Below are 25966 nucleotides of genomic sequence, written 5' to 3'. Positions count from 1 at the left end.
CACTCAGGAGTGACTGCAGGAATGCCGGGTAGACATTCCTGCAAGGACTGGAATCAGAAGGTAAAGCCCACTCCGAGAGTGAACGCATACACATTCATGTCGGCCACAAACTCAGCATCACCCACCGCCGCATACTGGTACTGCGGCAAACCTGGTGCACGGATAAAAGTCCGCTCCATCTTGGCCGAGACTTCCTTGACGCTGATGTACTTCACATCCGCCGCCAGCCACCAGTAATCACTTAGACGCCAGTCCGCGCCCAGCTGCCCCACCCAGCCGAACTTGTCTTCGATCTCCAGTTCGGGCTCCCCCACTTCGGTGAGAATTGGGTTGGTGACATGGCTGTCATAGGTGAACAGGTACACTGCCCCCAGACCGGCATAGGGACGAAAGTTGTGGCCATTGCGGAAACGTTTCACCAACGTCACCATGGGCGGCGCCACCTTGGTTTCTGCTACTTTCTCGCCCAGTGCCGGTACTCCAGTTGGAATGCCGTTGGCCTCGGTGACCAGCGGCTCATCCGCCAGCTTGCCCTTGGCCTTCAGATCCAGGGTGGGCGGCAGGGCTGCCATGGTTTCCACGGACCAGCCACCGCCCCACAGTTTCCAGCGAAGTTTGTAACCGACTATGGCCGCAGGAATGGTGAGCGGATCACTGAATGCCTCCCCCTCCTGCTCCCCAGGTTCCACGGCCACCTCTGCGATCTCGGAGAGATTGCTGAGGGTAATCGATCGCGTCTTGATGTCCGGGGACATGTGAATGGCGCCAGCACGGAAATACAGACGATCCTCCCCAAAAATGCTTTGTGTGAACTTCACCAGCGGGTAATCAGGGCCGTACATGTCCTGTTCGGCTATCGCGCCCGATGACATCAGCATCAACCCGGGGAGCAGGAGTTTGCGCATGATCATTTTCATTATTGTGCTCCCCCGTTCAGTTGTTCAGCCGTGGTCATCAGCGCCTTGGCATGGGAGTTCACCACCCGAATCCTGAACTCGTCCCTGTCGATCCCTAACTTGGCGGTTGCCAATGCAGGGGCCCCGCTCTGGATGGCATCAAGCAAACCCGCAAACAAATCACCAATCAGCGGAATATCAAGAAACTCGCTGTTGATCTTCAGAGCCAGGTCCGCCTCCATGGCCGTCACGTTGGCGGACTCCAGCGCAATCTGGCCGCTGGGCAGATATTTCACCGGCCCCTTCACGTAGGACTGCAACTGGACACTGCGCACATTGCCTTCGGCCAGACCTCCCAGAATGGCTATATCCGGCGCATCCATCAGCGCATCGAGCCGGGCCACAAACTGCATTTCATCCGAGCCTTCCTCATTCACCACAAAGCCAAGCAGCGGGCGTTCCGGATCATCGAAATAAGGGCTGAAGCGCAACACAAGTGGACCGGTATCCAGTTCCAGCGGTATCAGGAAAGCACCGGTGGCCGTCATGCCGAGCTGAGTACCCATCACAATCTCCGGGTTAATTTCTACCGGGATCATGAAATCGCCTTCCGTTCGAAAGCAGAAGGTCTCGCCATTGACGTCCGGCTCAGGCACACACCAGTCATTGTCGTCTCCACCTTGCGGGTGGACCATTCCGAAGTAACCCAGATCCATCGGACGCTTCTCGAGGAAGGCCATCGGTAATGCGCCGGAGGTATATGCCACCCCCTGATCCAGAGAAGCGTCGGTGATCAGACCACCAAACTCCTTGATTGTGGCCGTCGCATAGTTTCGCTCGGCAGCTACTTCATCCTCATCCTGATAGCCATTGCCATTCACATCGGTGTAGTCACGGGTCAGTACGGTCGCATAAATGGCACCGCTGTCCCCTTCCGCCGTGATATCCAGAACGATGTTGGGACCACCGCCACCATCGGCAATACCATTGAGTGGATCAGTGTTGAGTGCCTGCCCACCAATGCTGTCATCGCTCAGGAAGGTGGTGCCGGTACCATTGATCACAATGCGGTATTGCTCACCGACAATGACCCTGTTCGCTTCAGGATAGGCCCGCGCGCGCAGGGGATTTTTCTGCAATGAAAGAGGAATGCTTACCCAGTTGCCGTTCACCCTTTCGCCAAGGCAGATTGCACCGGTATCGCACTGGCTCCCGTCGGCGGCAATCTCGCCGGGTGCCAGGGACGCAAGATCCATCGGCTGGTTGAACGTCATTTCGATGGGCCGGCTGACGTCATACACAAAATCGTTGTAGAGCAAATCGGCAGTGAGGGTATCGTCCGCCGCGGCTTCCTCTGCACCAATTCCGCCTGCACAACGGCCCGCCTTGCCTTCCTGCAGATCGATATCCACCAGCGCACAACCAATCCCCGGATACATGCCGAGCAGAATCGGCGCAGGAATCGGCACCTCGGAAAAGGCATAGCTCGAGGTACTGAAATTCAGCATCCCATCACCACCGGTGGCGTCATTGGCACTCAGCTGCAAGGGGGAAGGTTCATACAGGCCCATGTCTGCGATGCCAGCCCCCAGACTCAGCTGGAAATCCGCGCCCCGCGCCATCGGGCTGAGCGGGGTGACCACCACCGCAGAGCCGGTGCTGCGGACCTGGATTGGCACATCGCTACCCGATGTCAGGTTGGTCAGCGTGACCCCTGCCAGGCCTGCAGGGTCCACCGGCTCGTTGAACGTGAGAATGAGGTTATCTGCCGGGTTGGCGGCCGGCTCACCGTCGACCGGCAAACTACCGGTAATCACCAGGGGTTCTGCATTGCTCTTGTCGTACGGGAAGTCCACATCGGCACGCACCCCCAGTGCAAAATCTGCACTGATGGTGGTGGCGCCACTAAACAGATCCAGCTCCATGGTCCGGAACACTTCGAAAGTCAGGGCACCGTCTTTCACGTCCACCACACCCACCGCACGGATATGCATCAGGTTCTGATTGATGGAGCCATTACCGTTCGGGTTCTGGGCATGCATGGCCAGATCGAAATCCATGTACACATGCAGCGGTGCAAAGTCATCGTCTGGATTGAATCCTTTTGGACGATAGGGGTTGGGTGTCAGGAAACCGGTCACGTCGGTGACAAAGGTGCCGATGATGTCACCCGTTACAATCTTGGTATCCACTTCCCCACCCAGTTTCACAGGGTTGAGCCCGGAAATGCGCAGCTGCTGACCTGCGCGTGCCACCACCGGAGTGGCGTAGGGGAATTTCGAGGGCTTGCCCAACCAACCTTCCAAAGTGACCGGCTGGGTATCCACCCTGGTAATACCCAGCGCTACAGTTTCCAGGTTGAATTGGTTGAGCGGTTCGCCATGCAATCGGGAACGTGACGGATAGCCGGCGTCTCCCAGAGTTGGATTGGCTTTCATCAGCTGACGAATCGGCGGATTGGCATCGCTCACATTATCCTTGGACAGGAACGGCACAAACTCGTAAACCACGTCAGCCACGGCGTCATTATCGAAATCTTTCAGACCTGACAGGAAGACCTGATAGGTTTCCCCGCCGATCAGATCTTCACGGGGATCCAGAGTGATGTACTGGCGCTCGGACAGCATATTGACGTCGACCAGCGCCACCTCTCCAGTCAACTCGCCCTGCTCATCGCGGAGCAGATGCTCCAAACGGATAGTGTCTCCGTACTGCACCGAACTCTGTACCAGGGGCTCCGAGAAGGTCATCCGCACCGGAGCGAAATCCATGAACGGGAAATGGCCTTTCACCCCGGAATTTGGCAGATACACGTCCGGACTTTCCATATTGATGGCCAGCACCTGCGCTGCCACCCCAGGTACCGTGGAATACTGACGGGTGCGGAAAGTGATCAAAGGCGCTTTCTGATTAAGGTTGACCACATCTCGGGCAATGCCGCTGGACAACCACAACCGGTACTCCTCACCTTCACGCAAATTTTTCATCGAGTACGTCAATGTTCGGCCATTGTTGCTCAGCACTGCTGTGGACAGATCAACCAGGGTTCCATCACTGTCAGCCAGACAAATTGCCCCCCTGAAATTGTCACCATCCTGTTCGCACTCTGCTGTAAGAGCCGATGGCCTTACCCGGGAAGAAAAAGTCAGCACCATCTTGCTGCCCGTAGGCAGGTCCACCATGCCATCTGCAGGATAGGCGTAGATCAGCGCTTCACCTGGATCCGGCGGGATAAAGACATCCGGCTCTTCTTCGCAGGCGTAAAGCAGCGGTAGCAGCAGGAGCATGCGGTAAGTGGTGAGGAAATTTTTTGTTCGCATTGTTTCACCCTGTTCTTATTTTCGGACTACATAGTCACGGAAGAGGGTCAATGCATTCGATGGTGCGCTGGTATCTGCGCGTTAGTGTTTGTAATTCAAAAGTTCTCAAAAATCAGTGGTTTATCTACTCCCGGGGTATACAGAAACGAAATTGATGTTTTGTCTCAGCCGGAAACCTCTACATTTACAGTGCCGCTGATGCCGACACTCTTCATAAGCGTATTTGCGCTGATCCAATAATTACCTAACAAAAAGGTGACAAAAAAAGCCGCAGCATGACGTTTTCATCCACGCTGTGGCTCTCTTGATACCTGCTCGCCATCCCTGCCACAGTTTTGCGGGCGTACAACCGGTCTTATGAAGAGGGCTGGCGCATTCTCAATGCCACCAGAATGGTTTCAAGATGCGGAACTGCTACCTGGTGCTGGCGAGCAATAGCGACCACGTTACCCAGAATGGCATCCAGCTCGATGGGGCGATCATTCAAATAATCCAGCGCCATGGAATTCTTGTAGGCGCCCATGGCCCGGGTACCCGGTATGTTCTTCTCGACAAGATCCTCGGGCAGCGGGTAACCGTCCGCCTTTGCCACCGCCATAACTTCTCGCATCAGGTTACGGATCAGCACTTCGCCGCCCTCGGCATCCAGCATAGTGAGGGTATCGGCGCCATTGCAAAGCACACTGAGAGGGTTAAAAGCCGCATTCCAGACGCACTTTCGCCAGCGCTCACCCACGATGGCCTGGCTCTGGTCTACCTTGATACCCGCCTCGCGAAACAGCCCCGTCAACCGCTCGCAATGGCTATCGAACCCTTTCGGGAAGTTTCCCATCACCAGTTGCCCATAGGCCTGATGACTCACCTGCCCGGGCGCAGTCCTGCTGACTGCGATAAACGCGAGGCAACTCACTAACGGATTGGCCGGATACGTGTCGGCCAGCTCCCGCTCAATATCCAGACCGTTCTCGATCAGGACCAGGGTGGTGTTTTTTCCCATCCACGGGCGCACCAGGGCTGCCCGATCCACTCCCGGTATCACCTTCACGCACAAAAGGAGGTAGTCCGGTGCCGCATCGGGTCTATCTCCATCGCGATAGACTCGATCCGGTTGCCAGGAAAGGTTGCCCATGGGGCTGCTGATCTCAAATCCGGACTGGCTGACCACCTCATAATCCGAACGCAGCACCACACTGACATGACAACCGGCCTTTTTCAGCAATGCGCCGTAAAAGCTGCCAATGGCGCCGGCACCAACCACCAGTACCGAGGGAGTCTGAGTCATGGATATTCCTCATAAAACGGAGATTGCTTTTCATTGATAAAGGCAGAGCGTGCTCATCATATGCGGCACACAACCGGCGATATGCCAGCATGGGCTCAGCCCGGCATCTGGCGCAAATGAAGTGCTGGGCAGTGAGCCAGGGAGTACAGGCAGGTGTCCACAAAACCGCAGGCCTGTTCACCAAGATCCACACTCTCCGGATCCAGCAGCCAGTACATGATCATGCCGGTAAGCTGACTATGCAGCCAGACCACAGACCGATCCACATCCAGGTTAGCCGGCAACTGCTCACGCTGGATCGCGTTTCGCAACACCCTGCCCAGCCGACTGGACGACTCCCGGCACTTGTCACGTTGCAGCCCCAGTAATGCGAGATTCTCACCACTGAACTCACACTTGTGGAACATGATCTCGAAGATGCGACGCTGGCCCGGGTCGTTAACGACCTGCTGGAGAAGAAACCTCAGAAATTCGGCAAGGCGACCCAGCGGATCCGGCTCATCCGGGGCTTCGGCTTTTTCAGAGAGAATGTCGAAAAGCAGGCGGCCCCGTTCGACCATGGCCATGAACAGATCGTGTTTGTTTTTGAAATGCCAATAGATGGCCCCTCGAGTTACCCCTGCTTCCGAGGCAATATCGTTGAGTGAAGCGGACAAGACACCCTTGTGCAGGAAAACCTGCTCTGCGGCATCGAGTATCCGGGTACGGGTTTCAAGGGCTTCTGATTTTGTACGCCGAACCATAGGGTGACCTGTGGGCAAGGGAGCCTCTGAATAACTCCTTGCATGCTCAGTCTTTCAGGCTGGTTCGCAATCTAGGCGCGCTTTTGAAGGCATGCTGGTTGCCTGTCGAAAAAGCGCAACAACGAGTGCGGGCCAGCCTGGAAGACCCGGAGGGCGCGGCCTGAAGCGCCCACCTGCTGCGCCCTGCCTCTTGGAAAGGGAACCACCCTGACCATCGAGACAAGACACAACAGCTGCACGCTTCAGGCCACGCTGAGCACGTAAGGACTTATTCAGAGGCTCCCATGGATCGAAAAAGTCGAACGAACTGCGTGGTCAGCTGTATACATTCAAGGATGTATGTATCTATAATGAACTTGATTCATTTTTATTACAACTCCGTCGCAACTGCCACGAAAGCCGTGGTCGTTGCGCCGTGATTTCAGGGAATAGAGGTAACTATGCGCAGCGGTCTCATTCTTTCCACCATGGCAGTGCTGGTTGGGCTCCAGTTGGCAGCCTGCAGCGACAGTGGCAACCAGGCAGGCCAGATGCAGCAGCAAGCTCCTGAGGTGGGCTTCATGACGGTCAACGCCGAAACCGTGACCCTCAACCGGGAACTGCCCGGCCGTACCACCGCACACCGTATCGCGGAAGTACGCCCGCAAGTCAGTGGCGTGATCAAGGAGCGTCTTTTCCAGGAAGGCCAGGAAGTAAAGGCCGGCCAACCGCTCTATCAAATTGATGACCGCACCTACCGCGCTACCGTAGCCACTGCCCGCGCCGAACTGGCACGGGCCCAGGCAACCCTGCACTCCAACGAACTGCGTGAGAAGCGCTTTCGCCAGCTGCTGGAAAAGCGCTCCGTCAGCCAGCAGGAATACGACGAAGCCCGGGCTCAACTGGATGAGAACAAGGCGGCAGTCGCCGCCGCCCGCGCCAGCCTGCTAAGTGCCCAGATCAATCTGGATTACGCCACCATCAGTGCTCCCATTGACGGTCGTATTGGTCGCTCCAGTGTCACTGCCGGTGCCCTGGTCACCGCCAATCAAGCCCAGGCACTGGCTACCATTCGCCAGCTTGATCCGATCTTTGTTGACCTCACCCAGTCCAGCAACGACCTGCGCCAGCTGCGCAAGGCCATGGCCGCAGGCGAGCTGGAACAAGTCAGCGAAGATCAGGCCCGCATCACCCTGTTACTGGAAGACGGCAGCGCCTATCCACAGCCCGGCATCTTGCAGTTTTCCGAATATGCCGTGGATGAAAGCACCGGCTCCGTAACCCTGCGTGCCCTGTTCCCCAATCCGGATGAGGATCTGTTGCCCGGCATGTTTGTCCGTGGCCGCCTGCCTGAGGGACAGCGCAGCAATACCATTCTGGTTCCCCAGAAAAGCATTTCCCGTGACCCCACCGGCCAGGCCTTCGCCATGCTGATCGACAGCGAGAACATGGTGAAAAAAGTGAATGTGACCACCGAGCGCGCCGTGAAAAGCCAGTGGTTGATCAGCCAGGGGCTGAAGGAAGGCGACCGTCTGATCGTGGATGGCCTCCAACGCATACAGCCAGGCATGCCGGTCACCCCGGTGGATACTGCCAGCAAAGCAGACTCCACCAACAACACCGCTAACGCAGCCCACTAACGCAGCTTTCAGAGAAGCGGGATTCTCATGGCCAGATTTTTTATTGACCGCCCCATCTTTGCCTGGGTAATCGCCATCATCATGATGATGGCCGGTGCCCTGGCCATCTATACCCTGCCCATCGAGCAGTACCCCTCCGTGGCTCCGCCGCAGGTGACCATTGCCGGTAACTACCCTGGCGCCTCGGCAAAAACGGTGGAGGATTCCGTCACCCAGGTGATCGAGCAGCAAATGAGCGGCATCGACAACCTGATGTACATGAACTCCAGCAGCGATTCCTTCGGTAATGCCCAGATCAGCCTGACCTTTGCGCCAGGCACTGATCCCGACATCGCCCAGGTACAGGTGCAGAACAAATTGCAGCTCGCCACGCCCCTGTTGCCCCAGGAAGTTCAGCAACAGGGTATGCAGGTCACCAAGTCGTCAGATTCGTTCCTGATGGTGGTGGGCTTCACCACCGAGGACGGCAGCATGACTCGCGCCGACCTGGCCGACTATGTCTCCTCTAACATCCAGGACCCGGTTAGCCGTGTGCCCGGCGTCGGACAAATTCAGTTGTTTGGCGCCCCTTATGCCATGCGTATCTGGCTGGACCCGAACAAGCTGAACAAGTTTGATCTCACACCGCAGGATGTGGTTCAGAACATTCAGGTGCAGAACAACCAGGTGGCCAGCGGCCAGCTGGGTGGCGCTCCTGCTGTGCCCGGTCAGCAACTCAATGCCACCATCATTGCCCAGACACGTCTGGAAACGACCGAAGAGTTCAGCAATATCCTGCTCAGGGTTAACCCGGATGGTTCCCAGGTGTTTCTGCATGATGTGGCGCGGGTGGAGTTGGCGGCACAGAACTACGATGTGGCCGGCCGTTACAACGGTCAGCCTGCTGCCGGTCTCGCCGTGAGCCTGGCCACCGGCGCCAACGCGCTGGAGACCGCCGATCTGCTGCGCCAACGTCTGAGCGAGCTGGAACCGTTTTTTCCGGAACAGATGAGGATGGTGTATCCCTACGACACCACCCCCTTCGTCAGTATCTCCATCGAGGAAGTGGTACACACGCTGTTTGAGGCCATCATTCTGGTATTCCTGGTGATGTACCTGTTCCTGCAGAATTTCCGGGCCACCCTGATCCCCACCCTGGCGGTACCGGTGGTCTTGCTGGGCACCTTCGCCGTACTGGCCGCCTTTGGTTTCTCCATCAACACCCTGACCATGTTCGGCCTGGTGCTGGCCATTGGCCTGCTGGTGGATGATGCCATTGTGGTGGTGGAGAACGTGGAACGGGTGATGCATGAGGAAGGGCTGCCGCCCAAGGAGGCCACGCGCAAATCCATGGGCCAGATTACCGGCGCCCTCGTGGGTATTGCCCTGGTGCTCTCCGCCGTATTCATCCCCATGGCGTTCTTCCCCGGCTCAACCGGTGCCATCTATCGTCAGTTCTCTATCACCATTGTGTCTGCCATGGTGCTGTCGGTACTGGTCGCCATGATCCTGACACCGGCCCTGTGTGCCACCATGCTCAAGGCCAAGGACAGCGAGCATCAAACCGATCACGGTTTCTTCGGCTGGTTCAACCGCAACTTCGAGCGTAGCAGCCGCAAGTATCAGGGCAGCGTGGAGAAAATCCTTGGCCGCCGTGGACGCTACCTGCTGATTTACGTGGTCATCGTCGGCGTGCTCGGTTTCAGTTTCCTTCGTCTGCCCTCCAGCTTCTTGCCCGACGAGGACCAGGGCATCCTGTTTACGCTGGTGACCTTGCCTGCCGGTTCCACCCAGGAACAGACAGTGAAGGTGCTGGAGAAAATGGAGGATTACTACCTGAATGAAGAAAGCTCCGCCGTGGACGGCTTGTTCACCGTGGCGGGCTTCAGCTTCACTGGTCGTGGGCAGAATGCCGGTATGGCCTTCGTGGATCTCAAGGACTGGTCCGAGCGCGACCTGTCCGTGGACGGAGCCAATCAGGTAGTCGGGCGTGCCATGGGTTACTTCTCCACCATCCGCGAAGCCATGATGTTTGCCCTCAGCCCCCCTTCTATTCCGGCATTAGGCAATGCCAGTGGCTTCGATTTCCAGCTGTTGGACCAAGCTGGCCAGGGCCATGAGGCGCTCATCAATGCCCGCAACATGATGCTTGGCATGGCCAGCCAGGATCCACGCCTCGTCGGTGTGCGCCCCAACGGTCTGGAAGACAGCCCGCAATACCAGATCGATGTGGACCAGCAAAAGGCCAAGGCACTGGGGCTGACCATTACCGACATCAACAGCACCCTGCAGATCGCCTGGGGCTCCAGTTACGTGAACAACTTTGTTGACCGTGGCCGTGTGAAGCGCGTTTATGTCCAAGCCGATGCGCCCTTCCGGATGCTGCCGGAAAATATCGATGACTGGTTTGTACGTAACAATCAGGGCGAGATGGTGCCGTTCTCCGCCTTCGCCACCGGTCACTGGAGCTACGGCTCACCCAAGCTGGAGCGTTACAACGGCGTGTCCTCTGTGAACATTCAGGGCAACGCAGCTCCGGGATACAGTACCGGTGACGCCATGGATGCCATGGAAGAACTGGCTGCCAAACTTCCGCCGGGCTTCGGCTTTGAGTGGACAGGCATGTCATATCAGGAACGCCAGTCCGGTGATCAGGCCCCGGCCCTCTATGCAATCTCCCTGCTGGTGGTATTCCTGTGCCTGGCGGCGCTCTATGAAAGCTGGTCTATCCCGTTCGCGGTGATGCTGGTGGTGCCACTGGGGATTCTGGGTGCCGTTCTGGCGGCGACATTCCGGGGTCTCAATAATGATGTGTTCTTCCAGGTGGGCCTGCTCACCACCATTGGGCTCTCGGCCAAGAACGCCATTCTGATCGCGGAGTTTGCCCTGGATCTGGAGAATAAAGGGGAGCACATGCTCAAGGCCACGCTTGAAGCGGTGCGCATGCGACTGCGCCCCATCCTGATGACCTCGCTGGCTTTCATGCTCGGGGTGACCCCGCTGATGATCAGCACCGGCGCTGGCGCGGGTGCACGTAATGCCATTGGTACCGGGGTATTTGGCGGCATGCTGGCGGCCACCGTACTGGCGATCTTCTTCATTCCCCTGTTCTATGTGGTAGTGAGAAAGCTGTCCGGCGTGCCCTTGCACGGCAAACACGACTAAAACCTCGTCAACGCCCCCTCCCTCAGCATTCAGCCCGCCCCCTGGCGGGCTGAATGGTCTTTGCGACCCTGCAAATACGACCTGTCTCTAATACCTGAGTCTATAAGAAATTCCATTCATCTCCATTCAGGATGCGCTCGTCTTTTGGGGGGAGCCGTGCCTGAACATTCGGGATTAACGTGAATATGTCGTCAAGGAATAAGACTGTAAACGGCTCTCCAAGGATTGGAATTTGAGACAAAGGTCGCTGCCTTATAGCGAAAAAAAATATAAAGCAGACGTCGCCCCCTATAGACCACTTGTCCTCAAATTGTTTCCCGACCTTCACAGATCCTTTACATCTAGAGACGTCGACCTACTCCTCAGTAGGTAAAGGGGAAGTGGACATTCCACTTCGACACCCCCAAGGGAATATTGAGGTCAAACATGGAAGCAGCAGCTATACCGCACAAGGTCAAGGACAGACTCTCCATTCTGGTGGTGGACGACAGCACCGCTGTCCGCAGCCTGATCATCGCCAAACTCTATGAACTTGCTGAAGACAATTTCGACATCGAAGTCTTTCAGGCCGCTGATGGCAACGAAGCCATCACGTGTGCAGAACGAGCCACCTTTGACCTGATCTTTCTCGATGTGGAAATGCCTGGCATGGGAGGGCTTGAGGCCTGCGCAAAACTTCGTGACATGGGCGTCACTGCCCGCATCGCCATGCTCTCCAGTATCACATCTGCTGAATCCCACATGGCTGGCCACAAGGCCGGCTGTAACAACTACCTGGTCAAACCGCCCCACGACAGCGACCTGCGATCAGTGATGCGACTCACCTCCCTGATGAAGCAGACCTCTGCCTGACCGGACAGAAGAACAACCACACAACCGGGATTGGTCATGCCACAAAATGATAAAGCGCTACAAAGTTTTCTGATCGAGAGTGATGAAAATCTTGCGCAACTGGAACAGGACATCGTCGCACTGGAACGCGCCCCGGATGACAGTGATTGTGTCGCCAGCGCATTCCGCGCCATTCATACCATCAAAGGCACCTGCGGCTTCTTTGGCTTTAGTCACCTTGAAGCCCTGACCCATCTTCTCGAAGACATCCTCGGCGCCATGCGCGACGGGCACCTGAAGATGGATCTGGATGCCGCCGCCGCATTACTGGACGGCATCGATGAAATTCGCGTCTTCCTGAAACATATCAATAACGAAGGTAACGACGGTAAAGCAGCGCCAGATGAATTGATGGCACGTCTTCATGCCCTTGTCCCTGAGAAAAGTGCCACTGAACCCGCTGTTGTAATTCCCGAGCCTGGCGTAGAGACCACCACTGCCGTTACCGTCAGTGAAGCCTCCGACGACGACCAGCCTCATCATGAGAATGAAGGCGAAAGCGGCGAACTCGACCACGAGGAGCATGAAGCCGGGGCAGAACTCTCTTCGACAGCGGCACCCACTCCAACCGAGAGTACCGTTCGTGTTGATGTTGTTCTGCTGGACAAACTGATGAATGTGGTCGGTGAGCTGGTGCTGACCCGCAACCAGCTACTGCAACATGCAGCAAGTCAAAATGACTCTCAGCTGGTCAACCTTTCACAGCGCCTTAATCTCGTCACCAGCGAATTGCAGGAAGGCCTGATGCAAACCCGCATGCAGCCTATCCGCAACGCCTGGGCGACCTACCCTCGCCTGCTCCGTGACCTGGAAAAGAAAACCGGCAAAAAGGTCAATCCGACACTCAAGGGTGGCGACACTGAACTGGATCGCAGTTTGCTTGAAGCCATTCGCGATCCGCTGATTCATCTGGTCCGTAATGCGGTTGACCATGGTATTGAGTCGCCGGAAGTCCGTCTGGCCGCAGGAAAACCGGAAGCGGGCAGCCTGACACTGAGTGCCTACCACGAAAGCGGTAACGTCACCGTTGAAATCAGCGACGACGGTAAAGGGCTGGACAGCAAGAAAATTGTTCGCCGCGCCATTGAGGCAGGACTGCTCCATCCGGATCAGGTGGACTCACTGACTGAACGTGAAAAGATCCGTTATATCTTCCAGCCTGGTTTCTCTACCGCCGAAACAGTGAATGATCTTTCTGGTCGAGGCGTTGGTCTGGATGTGGTCAGAAACAATGTGGAACGCATCGGTGGCTCCATTGATATCAAGAGCACTCCCGGTCAGGGCACCACGTTTAAACTGAAGATTCCGCTGACTCTGGCCATTGTTCCTGCCCTGATTGTGCGTTGTCTGCACCAGCGTTTTGCCATTCCTCAGGTCAACCTGCTGGAAGTGGTTTACGTTGAAGCGGACAAGCTGGATGAAGATATCCAGACCGTTCACGACGCGCTGGTTTACCGTCTGCGAGGTCGCCTACTGCCCCTGGTGGACATGCGCACCCTCATGCACATGGGCACACCGGACAAGCAACACGACCAGTTCATTCTCGTCCTTACTGCAGATCAACAGGAATTCGGTCTGCTGGTCGATGACGTGCGTGACACCGAAGAAATTGTCGTTAAACCACTCGGCCGACTGCTCAAGGATAACCCCTGTTTTGCTGGCGCCACCATCATGGGCGACGGCCGTGTCGCACTGATTCTGGATGTGAAGTCCACAGCGGATTTCGCCGGCGTGACACGTCAGGACCGCAAACTCAACCAGCAGGCCAACATGGACGACAGAACCCATCAGCCCATCAATGTGGCCGAAAACTACTTGCTGGTTCGTCCCAACGAACAGACCGGCCGCTCAGCCATTGCCCTGTCGAAGGTCTCCCGACTCGAAGAAATCCGCATCGATAGCATCGAGTATTCCGCCGGGCGTGAAGTCATTCAGTACCGCGGCAAGATTCTTCCGCTGATCCGTCTGGGGAACAACATCAGTACGGATGATGAAGACAATGAAATGATCCGCATCGTGGTACAGCCCACCGAGTTTGGAGAGGTTGGCCTGGTGGTGAATGACATCATCGACATTGTTTCCGACAACACGGCCAACATTGAACGAGTCGCCCAGAGTGATGGTGTGCTTGGTGCCGGCATCCTCCAGGGCCATGTTACCGACTTTATCGACAGCGATGCCCTGATCCGCCATTACCGCGACCAGAACAATAACGGGGGCCACGATGAACACTGATCAACTGCTCTGCACCTTTACAGTGGCTGACAAGAACTATGGCGTGATCGTTGATAACGTGCAGGAAGTGCTCGCCAACCACCAGATCACCGACATTCCTCTCGCGCCGCCTGGCGTGATGGGGCTGATGAATATTCGCGGCCGTATTGTCCCCGCCATCGCCCTGCGCAAGGTGCTGCGACTGGCCGAAAAAGTAAGAAGTGATGATGAGGATGATGAAGACACCATCTTCAACATCATCATCAATCACGATGGTGAGCAGGTCGGTCTGATGGTCGATCAGATCGGCGACATTATCACCATCAATCCTGAAGAAATTGAACCGCCCCCGGAGACTCTGAAAGGAGCTGCGCGACGGTTCATGTATGGGGTTTTTTCGGTGCAGGACACGCTGCACCTGCTTCTTGATCTCGACACCCTGCTTGATGACGAAATGTGCACGCGCTCGCTGAGCGAGAGCACACGTAGTGTATTGCAGTAAGCCAGCAACAAGGAAAGTGACTGATGAATAATGAACAGAACAACATCAATGACGATTCCATCTACAGCAAGGTTGGCGGCGAGCCGGCAATCACCGCGGTAGTGTCGGAATTTTATGACCGAGTGCTGGCCGACCCATCGCTCGCCCCCTACTTCCGCCTCAAGCAGCGTAAGGGCCTGGAGAAATTACAGGTCAAGTTCTTCAGCCAGGCCCTCGGCGGGCCACAGAAATACAACGGTCGCGACATGGTTGCGGCACATAAATCCCTGAACATCACCGCCAAATCTTTCGACAAGGTCGCCGGGCATCTGCACGACACCTTGCTGGCCGTTGGCGTCGATGAAGACCTTGCCGAACAAATCATGCAGGCAGTAGCACCCCTCAAGGAGCAGATCGTGAACGAGCCAAATACATCTCAGACAAATGGTAACCAGCCAGCCAGCGATGTCGCCCTGCGTGACGTGGACCTGGAAACGTCTGTTACAGACAGCCTCGAAGGGGTAAAAGCCACCCTGGAAAGTCTTCAGGCCAACGTCTTTGTGGCGGACACCAACCTGAACATTGTCTATATCAACCCCCGTGCCACCGAAACACTGGCCACCATTGCCCAGCCCATCTACAACACCTTTGGGGTGCGCATTGAAGAAATTCTCAATGGCCATATTCACCGCTTCCACCGCGACCCCAAACGGGTAGAAAGCATCCTGCGCAACCCTAACGCCATGCCGCACTCAGCGGACTTCAACTTTGGCGGCGTTACCCTGCGAACCCGTATCAATGCGGTGCTCACCGGTCAAAACCAGATCGCTGGCTACACCGTATGCTGGGAAGATGTGACCACCGAACTGCGTCAGGAGAATGAATTCCGCCGGGTAATGAACATGGTGGACCAGATGCCTACCAACGTGTTCCTGTGTGATCGCGACCTGAAAATCATTTACCTGAACCCTTCCGCCACTGTCACCATGAAGAAGCTGGAAGCGCATCTACCGATCAAGGCCCATGAACTGCTGGGCGCCAACATTGATATTTTCCACAAGCGTCCGGAGCATCAACGTCGCATCCTTTCCGACCCGACCAACCTGCCCTACCGCGCCCGCATCAACATTGGCGATGAGAAGGCTGATCTTCTGGTGAACGCCATCTACGATGCCGAAGGCAGCTATGTCGGGCCGATGCTGACCTGGGAAATCGTGACCGAGAAAGTCCTGCTGGAAGAGCGTATCCGTGGCACGGTTGAGGTCCTGGCAACTTCCTCCGAGGAAATGATTGCCACCAGCGACCAGATGGGTTCCAACGCCGCTATCACCAGCCGTGAAGCGAACTCGGCAGTGAACACGGCTGATGATATCAACGAAAACGTGCAGGCGGTCTCCACCAGCATCGAGGAGATGGGTGCCAGCATCAAGGAAATTGCCAAGAACGCCACCGACGCAGCGCGCGTCGCTGACGAGGCGGTAAGCATTGCCGAAGGCACCAACACCACTATCAGCAGCCTGGGCACCAGCAGTGCTGAAATTGGCAAGGTCATCAAGGTGATTACCGGTATTGCCCAACAAACCAACCTGCTTGCCCTGAACGCTACCATCGAAGCCGCCCGTGCCGGAGACGCTGGCCGAGGTTTCGCGGTGGTGGCCAACGAAGTGAAAGAGCTGGCCAAGGAAACCGGCCGGGCCACCGAGGACATCGGTCAGAAGATCGAAGCCATCCAGGTGGACGTGAAAGGCGCTATCGAAGGCATTGCCCGTATCAGCGAAGTAATCCATCACATCAGCCAGGTACAGGGTTCCATCGCCTCTGCGGTTGAAGAGCAGACCATTACCACCAATGAAATGGGACGTCGTGTCGGTGATGCCGCCAAAGGCACCAACGAAGTAGCCTCCAACATCAGTGGTGTGGCAGAAGCCGCCAAGAGCACCAACGCCGGCGTGGAAAGCATGCGCCAGGCTGCGGCGGAGCTGGCCAAGCTGTCTGCGGATCTGCAAACCCTGGTCGTGGATGCCGAGCGCAACTCACGAGCAGACAACCAGAGCAAGTAAGGAGAAACAGCCATGGCGACTCCGCAAGCACTTGTCATTGATGACTCACGGGCCATGCGCCTCATTCTCGGTGACTTGCTGAACCAGCTTGGCTACGAAACCCACGAGGCAGGAGATGGCCAACAGGCCATCTCCCTGCTCGAGGGAGACGCCAACATCCCCACCCTGGCACTGGTGGACTGGAACATGCCGGTCATGAACGGGCTCGATTTCATCAAGGCTGTTCGGGAAAAAAACTGCTACACCAACATGAAACTCCTAGTGGTCACCAGTGAGGCTGAAGTCGGCCACATGGTGGAAGCGCTCACCGCCGGCGCGGATGAATATTTGATGAAACCGTTTTCGTCCGAAGCCCTGGCCAGCAAACTCGAAATGCTGGGGTTGCGCCACGCATGAATCGCATCCGTGTTTTTCTGGTGGATGATACCGCCGCCGTGCGGCACATCCTCACCCAGATCCTGGAAGAAGATCCGGAGATTGTCGTTGTCGGCACCGCCTCCGATGGTCAGCAGGGCCTGGAGCGACTGACACGTGTCGAAGCGGATCTGTTGATCCTGGATGTGGAAATGCCTGGCATGGGCGGACTTGAAATGCTCAAGGCATTGAAAGCACGGCAATCCACGTTACCCGTCCTGGTATTCAGCTCCATCACCGAACGCGGCGCCATGGTCACCATCGAGGCGCTGTCACTGGGTGCCAATGACTATGTACCTAAACCCGCCATGGTGGGTACAGCAGCAGAAGCACGTGACTATATCCGCAACAGCTTACTCAGCAAGATCAAATCCCTGTTCAAGCTTGAGCCGGTTAATACACCCACCCGCATACCCACAGCCACCTTTGTTCCCAACCCTGCCTACCGGCGTATCCCGTCCCGGGTCGATCTGGTGGTCATCGGTTCTTCCATGGGTGGGCCCAAGGCGTTGGGTGAAATCCTGCCGGCTCTTGCAGAGGACTTCCCCGTGCCGATTCTGCTGGTGCAGCACATGCCTGCAGTCTTTACCAAGGCGTTGGCTGAACGACTCAACCAGAACAGCAAACTATCCATTAAAGAATGTAACGAGCCCACAGTCATCGAACCCGGCCAGGCATTGCTCGCCGCCGGCGACTATCACATGACCGTTTCCCGTCATGGCGATCAAATAGTGGCTGCCCCGCTCCGCTCCGAACCGGTGAACTTTTGCCGCCCGGCGGTGGATATTCTCTTTAACACCGCCGCAGAGCATTTCGGCGCCAACACCCTCGCGGTGGTACTCACCGGCATGGGCCAGGATGGCCTGGATGGCTGCCGCAAGCTGTCAGAAGCGGGAGCTCAAATATTGATCCAGGATCGCGCCAGTAGTGCCGTCTGGGGCATGCCCGGCTCGGTTTCCCGTGCTGGCCTGGCCACCGCCGAGTTTCCGTTGATCAGGATGGCCGATGAAATTACTCGAAGGGTAAACCGTGGCCGCCCGACTTTTCGCTCCCGACTGGAAAGAAAGGAAGGAAAGCAAAACCAAGAGGTTCAGGGATGAGCGAAATCCACCCCGAAAATTACAGCCACCTGCGTAATTTGCTGTTCGAACGTATTGCCGTGAACCTGCCCGATGACAAGGCCTACCTGGCCGAAGCTCGTCTGCACAGTCTGGCCCGGGAATACACTCGTGGCGACATCAATGCGCTGATCGAAAAGGCCTGCAACGATCCTGAAGATGAACTGCGCTGTCAGCTCGTCGAAGCCATGGCCATCAATGAAACCTATTTTTTCCGTGACCCTATTTTCAACGAGAGTTTCGTTGATCACATGCTCCCCAACCTGATGGAGCGCCGTCGCAGGGAAAGATCACTAAAGATATGGAGCGCCGCCTGCAGTACCGGACAGGAGGCCTACAGCATTGCCATGTTGCTGGAAGAACGCTTTCCCGAACTGAAGGATTGGGATGTGCAGATCATTGCCAGCGATTTTTCCCGCAAGTCCCTGAACAAGGCACGCAGTGGCCGCTACAGCCTTACCGAAATGAACCGGGGGCTGCCCGCAAGAATGATGGCACTGAACTTCGAGCAGGATGGTCTTGAGTGGCAGGTAAAAAAGCCGCTACGCGACAAGGTGGACTTCCAGTCCATCAACCTGATCCATCAGTGGCCTGAAGAGCTACCCTCCTTCGACATTGTGCTGCTACGCAACGTGTTGCTGTATTTCACCATCGCGGATCGCAACCTGGTACTCAGCAAGATGCGCCGGCAAATGCAACATGACGGCTACCTGTTGCTCGGTGCCGCCGAAAACCTGGAAAAGTGCAGTGGTTTCAAGCCGGTTCAGGCCAGTAAATACGGCTCGTTCTTCCAACCTGCCTAAGCCCGATCAGTTTAAAAGAGGTGCACAACATGGACTCTCAATCAGCGCAACTGTCAATGAAGATCGCCCGTATTGGCAGCACAGTCATGAATGATTTTCTGAAAATTCCGGTGCATACAGAACAGGCGCCGGCGACGACCCTGCCCCGGGGGGCGGCGATCACTATCTCGGGTGGCTGGAAAGGCAGCATCACCATCAGCAGCAGTGACGAGCTCAGCCGTCGCATTGCTGCCGCCATGTTCCGCAAGGAGGATGACAGTGTTGACGCACGGGATATCACCGACGCACTCACCGAGTTGACCAACATCATTGCCGGCAATATCAAGGCCATCCTCCCCGGCCCCAGCCAACTCTCCCTGCCTGTGAGCCTGGAAACTGTCCCGGAAGCCAGCCAGGGCTCACTACTGGTTCAGCTCAGCGACAACAAGGCTGGCCATCTGTTGATCTGTGTGCAGCCTGGATTGCATTGACGCATCACGCTACACGCGATCCGTAGCCGGATCCAAACGCGTGTAGCGCTTCCGGCGGCTTACGAACCTTCATCACGATGGGGCTGAGCTTTACCACGACACCCGGCTTCCCGTAGGAGCCCATGCTTGCATGGCGATCCCAAGCCGCCTCGCCGAACATCCTGGATTCCAGAATCCTGACCAAACAGACCACCACAAAAAAGTGGTTCATCGCGAGTTTGCGGGAATGTGCTACTCCAGCGCTTTACTCCGCCCTCAGTGAACTCTGTGGTAAACCCACTTTTGATCTTTGCGTGCCGCATGTTGCGTGTTGCCGGTGGCGGCCGCAAAGCGGCACAAAAAAGGCCGCCCCCTTTCGGGAGCGGCCTTTCGCGTATTGCATGAAGCGTGATGAGTGCAGCGTCTCAGTTACAAATGAATACCACACTCAGTCTTGCTCTTGCCCTTCCAGCGACCATCACGCCCTTCACCCTTGAAGGTACAGTGGCTGCAGCCGATGGAGTCATAGCCTTCCGCCACCAGCGGGTGGAACGGCAGGTCATGCTCGGCAATGTAGGTGTCACGCTGCTCTTTGGTCACATCGATCATCGGGTTGAACTTGATCATGCCGCGACGCTCTTCAAACACTTCCAGGCCCGCACGATGCTCGGTCTGCCAACCCATCAGGCTGGAAATCCACAGGTCGTAGTTTTCCTTGGCTTCTTCCAGCGGGTTGACCTTGTTCACCTGACAGCAAAGATCAGGGTCGGTTTGCCACATCTGGTTGTCCAGAGACACCTGGTGATGGTCCGGATCCGGCTTCACATCGATCACGGTCAGACCGAAACGCTCGATCAGGTAATCCTTGTACTCCAGGGTCTTCTCGAAATGATAGCCGGTATCGATAAAGTGCACGGGCTGTTCGGGACGAATGGAGGAAATGATGTGCAGGAAATAGGCTGAGGTGGCCGCAAAGGACGACGTCACCATGATCTTTTCCGGAGCAAAATCCTGGTACACACGACTGATGCGCTCTTCAAAGCTCAGGGGACGATACACACGGTTCAGCTCGGCCAGGGCCTCTTTCGACAGGCCTGCCGTATTGTCTCCGAAACGTGTAATCATTTGAGCACTACCCATGATTTTCAGCCCTCAATTTCAGGATTGCGAGAGGACATGATAGGAGCTTAGGGAAGATTATAAAGGAATATATAGTGATACTTTTATACCTATTAGAAATATTAAGGAATACATGATCTCCGGGTAAATGCCCGCCATATCGGCGAAATTCCATTGCAGATGACGACTACGCTACCCTTACCGCGTTCCGCATTCGCTCGATTCGCCTGCAAACCCTTTAGGAGCTCTCTTCCAGGGGACGAATCGAGCGCAGCGAGGAAATGTTTTCCAGGAGAGCCAACGCCTCGAATAGCGTCTTTGGAATCCTTACCTCGCTTGGGCTCGGATCGCGAGCAGGCTCGCTCCTGCGGCTGCTTCGTAGAAATCCAGGAACGCTGGGAAGGGGCCTTTCTTAATCCAATCGAGCGTAGCTCATAGCTCGCAGCTTGAAGATCACTCCGGCACCGACCAGTCGATGGGCTCTTTCCCCTGCTGCAGCAGGCATTGATTTGCCCGGGAGAAATGCCCGCAGCCGAGGAAACCACGGTGGGCGGACAAGGGTGAAGGATGCGGAGCCGCCAGCACACAATGGCGCTCCCGGTCGATCAGGCGCCCCTTCTTCTGGGCATGGCTGCCCCACAGCAGGAACACCAGACCGTCCCGGTCGCGGTTGAGTTGGTCTATCGCCTCATCGGTAAAGGTTTCCCAACCCTGCTTTTGATGTGAGGCGGCCTCCCCTGCCTCTACCGTCAGTACCGCATTGAGCAGCAATACGCCCTGCTCGGCCCAGTGCGTCAGGTTACCGTGAGAGGGAATTTCGATCCCCAGGTCCCGGTGGATTTCCTTGTAGATATTCACCAGTGACGGCGGCGTCTTTACGCCACGTTGGACAGAAAAACACAGGCCATGGGCCTGATTGGGGCCGTGATAAGGATCCTGTCCCAGAATCACCACCTTGACCTTTTCAAAGGGGGTGAAGTTGAAGGCATTGAAGATATCAGCCCCAGCCGGGTAGACCGTCTTGCCCGCCTGCTTTTGGGCGCCAAGAAAGGCGCGCAGGCGGGTCATGTAGTCTTTCTGGAACTCACCACCAAGGTGCTGTTGCCAACCGGCTTCCAGAGGCTGTGTATCAGCCATGGGGCAACAACTTGTCGATCAGGTTGCACATGCGGGCGTCAACAAACTCGGCCGTGGCATTCTCCGGATGCACCAGCAGCCGCTGCTCCAGGGTCATCATGGTGGAGAGAATCAGCTCGGCATCCAGGCGGGGATTACTGCTGCCGAATAGCTCGGTGGCAATCTTCAGGCTTTCCAGCTGCTGGCGCAGATAAAGATCCGCCAGGTCTCTCAGACGCTCATCCAGTACCGCTTCCTGCAAAAAAGCCTGCTCCGCAATGAGATGCCCCCGGCGCTGATGAAACTCATCAAGGATGAAGCCCGACAGCATCTGACCTATCAGCTTGACCATGCGCTCGCGCTGCACAGGGTCCGCCAGCGACGAACGGGAGAATTGCGACAGCAGCGTGAAGGCTTTCTGCTTGAAGGGCTCAATGACCTCGGTGAGGGCACGCTCGGCAAACAGCGTGAAGGTATCTGCGATCAGGTCGGAGATATCCTTGAAATAGTAAGTCGTGGCAGATAACGGAACATCCGCTTCACGGGCAACCGCCCGGTGACGCACAGAACGAATACCGTCCTTGACGATAATCGCCAATGCCGCCTCGAGGATCGCCTGTCGGCGTTGTTCACTGCCCGCACGGCGGGCTTTTCGACCTTGGTACTGAATTACGTTTGTCATGGACACAGCAAGCCTTTGTTATTGACAGGGTTGTGTCACTCTCCCAATACCCGCACGGGCAGGGGCACAAAAGGTGCCCCAAAAAAGGTTACCCGCGCCCCTGGGGACGCATGTGCGGAAACAAAATCACATCGCGGATCGACGGGGAATCGGTAAACAGCATCACCAGACGGTCAATGCCGATCCCTTCGCCCGCCGTCGGCGGCAGCCCGTGTTCCAGCGCCACCACGTAATCTTCATCGAAGAACATGGCCTCATCATCCCCGGCGTCCTTTTCGGCAACCTGGGCCTGAAAACGTTCCGCCTGATCTTCGGCATCGTTCAATTCCGAGAAACCGTTACCGATCTCACGGCCACCGATGAAGAACTCAAACCGCTCAGTCACGAACGGGTTATCGTCCATTCTGCGCGCCAGCGGTGACACCTCGGTCGGGTATTCGGTGATGAAGGTCGGATCCTTGAGTCGGTGCTCCACCGTTTTCTCGAAAATCTCGATCTGCACCTTGCCCAGACCGTAGTTGTCCTTGAGCGGAATACCCAGCCCTTCCGCAATCTTGCGCGCACCGGCCTCATCCGCCAGCGCCGCCGCATCCATATCAGGATTAAAGTGAAGGATAGACTCAACCACGGTCATGCGCGCGAAGGGCTTACCAAAATCATACACTTCGCCTTGATAATGCACATCTGTCTTGCCGAGTACATCCTGCGCCAGCGTGCGCAACATATCTTCAGTCAGATCCATCAGGTCCAGGTAATTCCCGTAGGCCTGATAGAACTCCAACATGGTGAATTCCGGGTTATGACGGGTGGAAAGCCCCTCATTACGGAAGTTGCGGTTGATCTCGAATACCTTCTCGAAACCACCGACCACCAGCCGCTTCAGATACAGCTCCGGCGCAATCCGCAGGAACATCTCCATATCCAGGCTGTTGTGGTGAGTCACGAATGGCCGCGCCGTGGCCCCGCCCGGAATAACCTGCAGCATGGGGGTTTCCGCTTCCACAAACCCTTTCTTCACCAGGTAATTGCGGATACCGGCCACTACTTGAGCACGGATCTGGAAAGCGCGACGGCTTTCCTCGTTCACGATCAGATCCACATAACGCTGGCGATAGCGCGCTTCGGTGTCGGTCAGCCCCTTGTGCTTTTCGGGCAGCGGACGTAGCGACTTGGTGAGCAGCAGGTACTCATCCATCATCACATACAGGTCACCCTTGCCGGATTTGCACAGCGTGCCCTTCACACCAATGATGTCGCCCAGATCCCAGTGCTTGGTGTCCTGCTGGACATCCTTGCTGGCATAGATCTGAATACGGCCGGACATATCCTGAAGTACCTTGAAGGACTTGCGGTCCAGCATCAGACGACCTGCAACAGCTACCTGAATGCCCTTCTCCTCCAGCTCTTCCTTGCTCAGCTCGCCATACTGCGCCTGCAGCTCGGCCGCCAGGGAGTCGCGACGGAAGTGGTTGGGAAACGCATTACCCGCTGCACGCAGGTCTGCCAACTTGGCACGACGCTCAGCAATCAGGCGATTCTCTGCGGCCTGCTGGTCGGCTTCAGTATTCGGTGTGGTTTGCTCTTGGCTCATAGCTCAGTGCTTCCAGTAAAGCGCCCATGCCTGACACCTGGGGCCTGACGCTTTGGGGTAGCGTCCGGCGTTCGGCATCAAGCGTCTGGCTTTGTCACAACCCTGCTTTCAGGGACGCCTCAATAAAGGGATCCAGTGCGCCGTCGAGCACCGCCTGGGTATTGCGGTTTTCAACACCGGTGCGCAGATCCTTGATACGGGCATCATCCAGTACATAAGAACGGATCTGGCTGCCCCAGCCGATGTCCGCCTTGCTGTTTTCCAGTGCCTGCTTTTCGGCATTGCGGCGCTGCATTTCCAGCTCATAGACCTTGGCCTGCATCATCTTCATGGCCTTGTCCTTGTTCTGGTGCTGGCTGCGCTCGCTCTGGCACTGGGTCACCACGGTATGCTCGGTACCGCCTTCATCCTTGAACACATAGGTCAGACGCACCGCGGAATCGGTCCGGTTAACGTGCTGACCACCGGCGCCGGAAGCCCGGTAGGTATCCACCCGCATGTTGCTCAAATCGATCTCGATGTCGATATCGTCATCCACTTCCGGAGACACGAACACGGAGCTGAAAGAGGTGTGGCGGCGACCGCCAGAATCGAAGGGGCTCTTTCGCACCAGACGGTGCACGCCGGTTTCGGTCCGCAGCCAGCCGTAGGCGTAATCGCCTTCGAAACGAATCGTTGCGGATTTGATGCCCGCCACGTCTCCTGCGGAGGCTTCTACCAGCTCGGTCTTGAAGCCGTGGGCTTCGCCCCAGCGCAAGTACATGCGCAGCAGCATCTCGCCCCAGTCCTGGGCTTCGGTTCCACCGGAGCCAGCCTGGATATCGAGATAGGCATTACAGGGATCCATCTGGCCGGAGAACATGCGGCGGAACTCCAGATCGCCCACCAGTTTTTCCAGCCGCTCCAGCTCGCTTTCCACTTCCGGCAGGCTGTCTTCATCGCCTTCTTCAACCACCAGCTCAAGCAGATCCTGAGTGTCGGCAATGCCCTGGGAAGATTCGTCGATGGTTTTTACCACCCCTTCCAGCTGGGCGCGTTCCTTGCCGAGGCCCTGGGCATATTCCGGATTGTTCCAGACGTCCGGGCTTTCCAGTTCGCGCGTAACCTCTGTCAGGCGCTCATGCTTGGTAGCATAGTCAAAGATACCCCCTAAGCGCGTCCACACGCTCAGCGAGTTCAGAAAGATGGGTGCGCAGCGGATTGACTTCCATTACGTCTCTCTTCAGATCGTCAAATGATCGGGCCATGCGGGCCTGACAGTGCAGGCCCGGGGAAACGGCGCAGTTTAGCGGGTTGCGCCGCTGCTGACGAGAGGTGAAGTCAGTTCTTGAGTTCGTAAACGTGGTAGGCCTGGGCTTGCATGTGATCCAGGGTCGTGCCCAGGTAGCTGGCATTGTCGGGAATGCCGGAGCCAGTGGTGAACACCTTGAAAGTACGCACTTCCTTGGGGGTGTCGATCACGGTGTCCGCGTCCACTTCCACCCACATGTAGATAGCCGCATCCTGAAGGATGTAATCAACTCTCAGCACCTTTCCCGATTCCTGCAGGCGGATTTCCTGCACATCACTGGACGTATTAAGACGGTGCTTGTGTATGGTTTTCATCGGGTCCCCTCCGTTAAGGACACAAGGACAGCGGGCGATAGCCCACCGCCAGAGTCAATGCTGGTGAGGCCTTGTGGGCCACACATAAAAGAAACAGCAACCCTCTCAACCCTTTGTGAAGGGCGGAGGCAGAGCGCAATCCTAGCAAAAACCCCGCCCCCTAACAGCAATTGTCGACAATTTTGATGTCAGGTTTTCCCGATACCGTCACCCCCTCCTGTGGGAGAGCCAACTTGTTGGCCGAATTGCCAGAGGATTGCGTCTTGCGCCAACAGAGCTACCCGCCTCCTTCGGCCAACAAGTTGGCTCTCCCACAGACCAAAAGGGGGAACGAGCCTCCACCTCAGGATTCGCCCAGACAAGCTGGGCTCCTACAATATGATGTGGTCAGTTGCTCACGGAACGGACAGACAACACCT

The 25966-nt window shown here is 56.6% G+C and carries 20 protein-coding genes; 10 read left to right on the top strand and 10 right to left on the bottom strand.

Annotated elements, in window-relative coordinates; translation table 11 throughout:
• Positions 1–53: 53 nt before the first annotated feature.
• The 4 genes from GFN93_RS10095 to GFN93_RS10080 form a co-directional block, all read right to left on the bottom strand.
• The gene (locus GFN93_RS10095) at positions 54–917 is read right to left on the bottom strand and encodes an OmpW/AlkL family protein (RefSeq protein WP_153500975.1); all 864 of its coding nucleotides are present in this window, start codon (positions 915–917) and stop codon (positions 54–56) included.
• Positions 917–4216 (bottom strand): Ig-like domain-containing protein, encoded by a 3300-nt coding sequence (locus GFN93_RS10090; RefSeq protein WP_153500974.1) that lies wholly within the window; start codon positions 4214–4216, stop codon positions 917–919. The genes GFN93_RS10095 and GFN93_RS10090 overlap by 1 nt, the downstream gene beginning before the upstream one ends.
• 355 nt (positions 4217–4571) lie before the next feature.
• Entirely contained in the window at positions 4572–5498 is a 927-nt protein-coding gene (locus tag GFN93_RS10085) for a ketopantoate reductase family protein (RefSeq protein WP_153500973.1), read from the bottom strand.
• A 95-nt stretch (positions 5499–5593) separates the two neighbouring features.
• A complete protein-coding gene (locus GFN93_RS10080) occupies positions 5594–6241 on the bottom strand; it encodes a TetR family transcriptional regulator (protein WP_153500972.1) in 648 nt (215 codons plus the stop codon).
• Between the two features lie 440 nt (positions 6242–6681).
• On the opposite strand from GFN93_RS10080, the gene GFN93_RS10075 reads away from it, so the two are divergent.
• From GFN93_RS10075 to GFN93_RS10030, 10 genes are all read left to right on the top strand, one after another.
• Positions 6682–7860: an efflux RND transporter periplasmic adaptor subunit gene (locus GFN93_RS10075; RefSeq protein ID WP_153500971.1), complete on the top strand. Its 1179-nt coding sequence runs from the start codon at positions 6682–6684 to the stop codon at positions 7858–7860.
• 27 nt (positions 7861–7887) lie between these two features.
• Positions 7888–11004, top strand: a complete 3117-nt coding sequence (locus GFN93_RS10070) for an efflux RND transporter permease subunit (protein WP_153500970.1) — start codon at positions 7888–7890, stop codon at positions 11002–11004.
• Positions 11005–11430: 426 nt separating this feature from the next.
• Positions 11431–11856 (top strand): response regulator, encoded by a 426-nt coding sequence (locus tag GFN93_RS10065; RefSeq protein WP_153500969.1) that lies wholly within the window; start codon positions 11431–11433, stop codon positions 11854–11856.
• A 36-nt stretch (positions 11857–11892) separates the two neighbouring features.
• A complete protein-coding gene (locus GFN93_RS10060) occupies positions 11893–14130 on the top strand; it encodes a chemotaxis protein CheA (RefSeq protein ID WP_153500968.1) in 2238 nt (745 codons plus the stop codon).
• The gene (locus GFN93_RS10055; protein WP_153500967.1) at positions 14120–14611 is read left to right on the top strand and encodes a chemotaxis protein CheW; all 492 of its coding nucleotides are present in this window, start codon (positions 14120–14122) and stop codon (positions 14609–14611) included. Before GFN93_RS10060 ends, GFN93_RS10055 begins: the two co-directional genes overlap by 11 nt.
• Before the next feature lie 23 nt (positions 14612–14634).
• Entirely contained in the window at positions 14635–16650 is a 2016-nt protein-coding gene (locus tag GFN93_RS10050) for a methyl-accepting chemotaxis protein (protein WP_194285787.1), read from the top strand.
• 12 nt (positions 16651–16662) lie between these two features.
• Positions 16663–17046, top strand: a complete 384-nt coding sequence (locus tag GFN93_RS10045) for a response regulator (protein ID WP_153500966.1) — start codon at positions 16663–16665, stop codon at positions 17044–17046.
• Entirely contained in the window at positions 17043–18164 is a 1122-nt protein-coding gene (locus GFN93_RS10040; protein WP_153500965.1) for a protein-glutamate methylesterase/protein-glutamine glutaminase, read from the top strand. Before GFN93_RS10045 ends, GFN93_RS10040 begins: the two co-directional genes overlap by 4 nt.
• Positions 18161–18985 carry a CheR family methyltransferase gene (locus GFN93_RS10035; protein ID WP_153500964.1) on the top strand — a complete coding sequence of 275 codons (825 nt, stop codon included), beginning with the start codon at positions 18161–18163 and terminating at the stop codon, positions 18983–18985. The genes GFN93_RS10040 and GFN93_RS10035 overlap by 4 nt, the downstream gene beginning before the upstream one ends.
• A gap of 29 nt (positions 18986–19014) precedes the next feature.
• Complete coding sequence (locus GFN93_RS10030; protein WP_153500963.1) at positions 19015–19455, top strand: chemotaxis protein CheX; 441 nt, start codon at positions 19015–19017, stop codon at positions 19453–19455.
• Between the two features lie 408 nt (positions 19456–19863).
• On the opposite strand, the gene GFN93_RS10025 is transcribed toward GFN93_RS10030, so the two are convergent.
• From GFN93_RS10025 to GFN93_RS10000, 6 genes are all read right to left on the bottom strand, one after another.
• Complete coding sequence (locus tag GFN93_RS10025; protein WP_153500962.1) at positions 19864–20574, bottom strand: phosphoadenylyl-sulfate reductase; 711 nt, start codon at positions 20572–20574, stop codon at positions 19864–19866.
• Between the two features lie 432 nt (positions 20575–21006).
• A complete protein-coding gene (gene ung / locus GFN93_RS10020) occupies positions 21007–21690 on the bottom strand; it encodes a uracil-DNA glycosylase (protein ID WP_153500961.1) in 684 nt (227 codons plus the stop codon).
• The gene (locus tag GFN93_RS10015) at positions 21683–22351 is read right to left on the bottom strand and encodes a TetR/AcrR family transcriptional regulator (RefSeq protein WP_153500960.1); all 669 of its coding nucleotides are present in this window, start codon (positions 22349–22351) and stop codon (positions 21683–21685) included. The genes ung and GFN93_RS10015 overlap by 8 nt, the downstream gene beginning before the upstream one ends.
• Before the next feature lie 88 nt (positions 22352–22439).
• On the bottom strand, positions 22440–23942 hold the full coding sequence (gene lysS / locus GFN93_RS10010; protein WP_153500959.1) for a lysine--tRNA ligase: 1503 nt from the start codon (positions 23940–23942) through the stop codon (positions 22440–22442).
• Between the two features lie 94 nt (positions 23943–24036).
• Positions 24037–25153, bottom strand: a protein-coding gene (gene prfB, locus GFN93_RS10005) for a peptide chain release factor 2 (protein WP_194285786.1) whose coding sequence is annotated in 2 segments (ribosomal slippage) — positions 24037–25080 and positions 25082–25153 — 1116 coding nt in all. Because the reading frame shifts where the segments join, the coding sequence is not laid out codon by codon here.
• A 109-nt stretch (positions 25154–25262) separates the two neighbouring features.
• On the bottom strand, positions 25263–25547 hold the full coding sequence (locus GFN93_RS10000) for a DUF7352 domain-containing protein (protein WP_153500957.1): 285 nt from the start codon (positions 25545–25547) through the stop codon (positions 25263–25265).
• Between the last annotated feature and the right edge of the window lie 419 nt (positions 25548–25966).

This window comes from Alcanivorax sediminis, assembly GCF_009601165.1.
Lineage (GTDB): Bacteria > Pseudomonadota > Gammaproteobacteria > Pseudomonadales > Alcanivoracaceae > Alcanivorax > Alcanivorax sediminis.
This window is presented reverse-complemented; position numbering and strand designations above follow the sequence as displayed.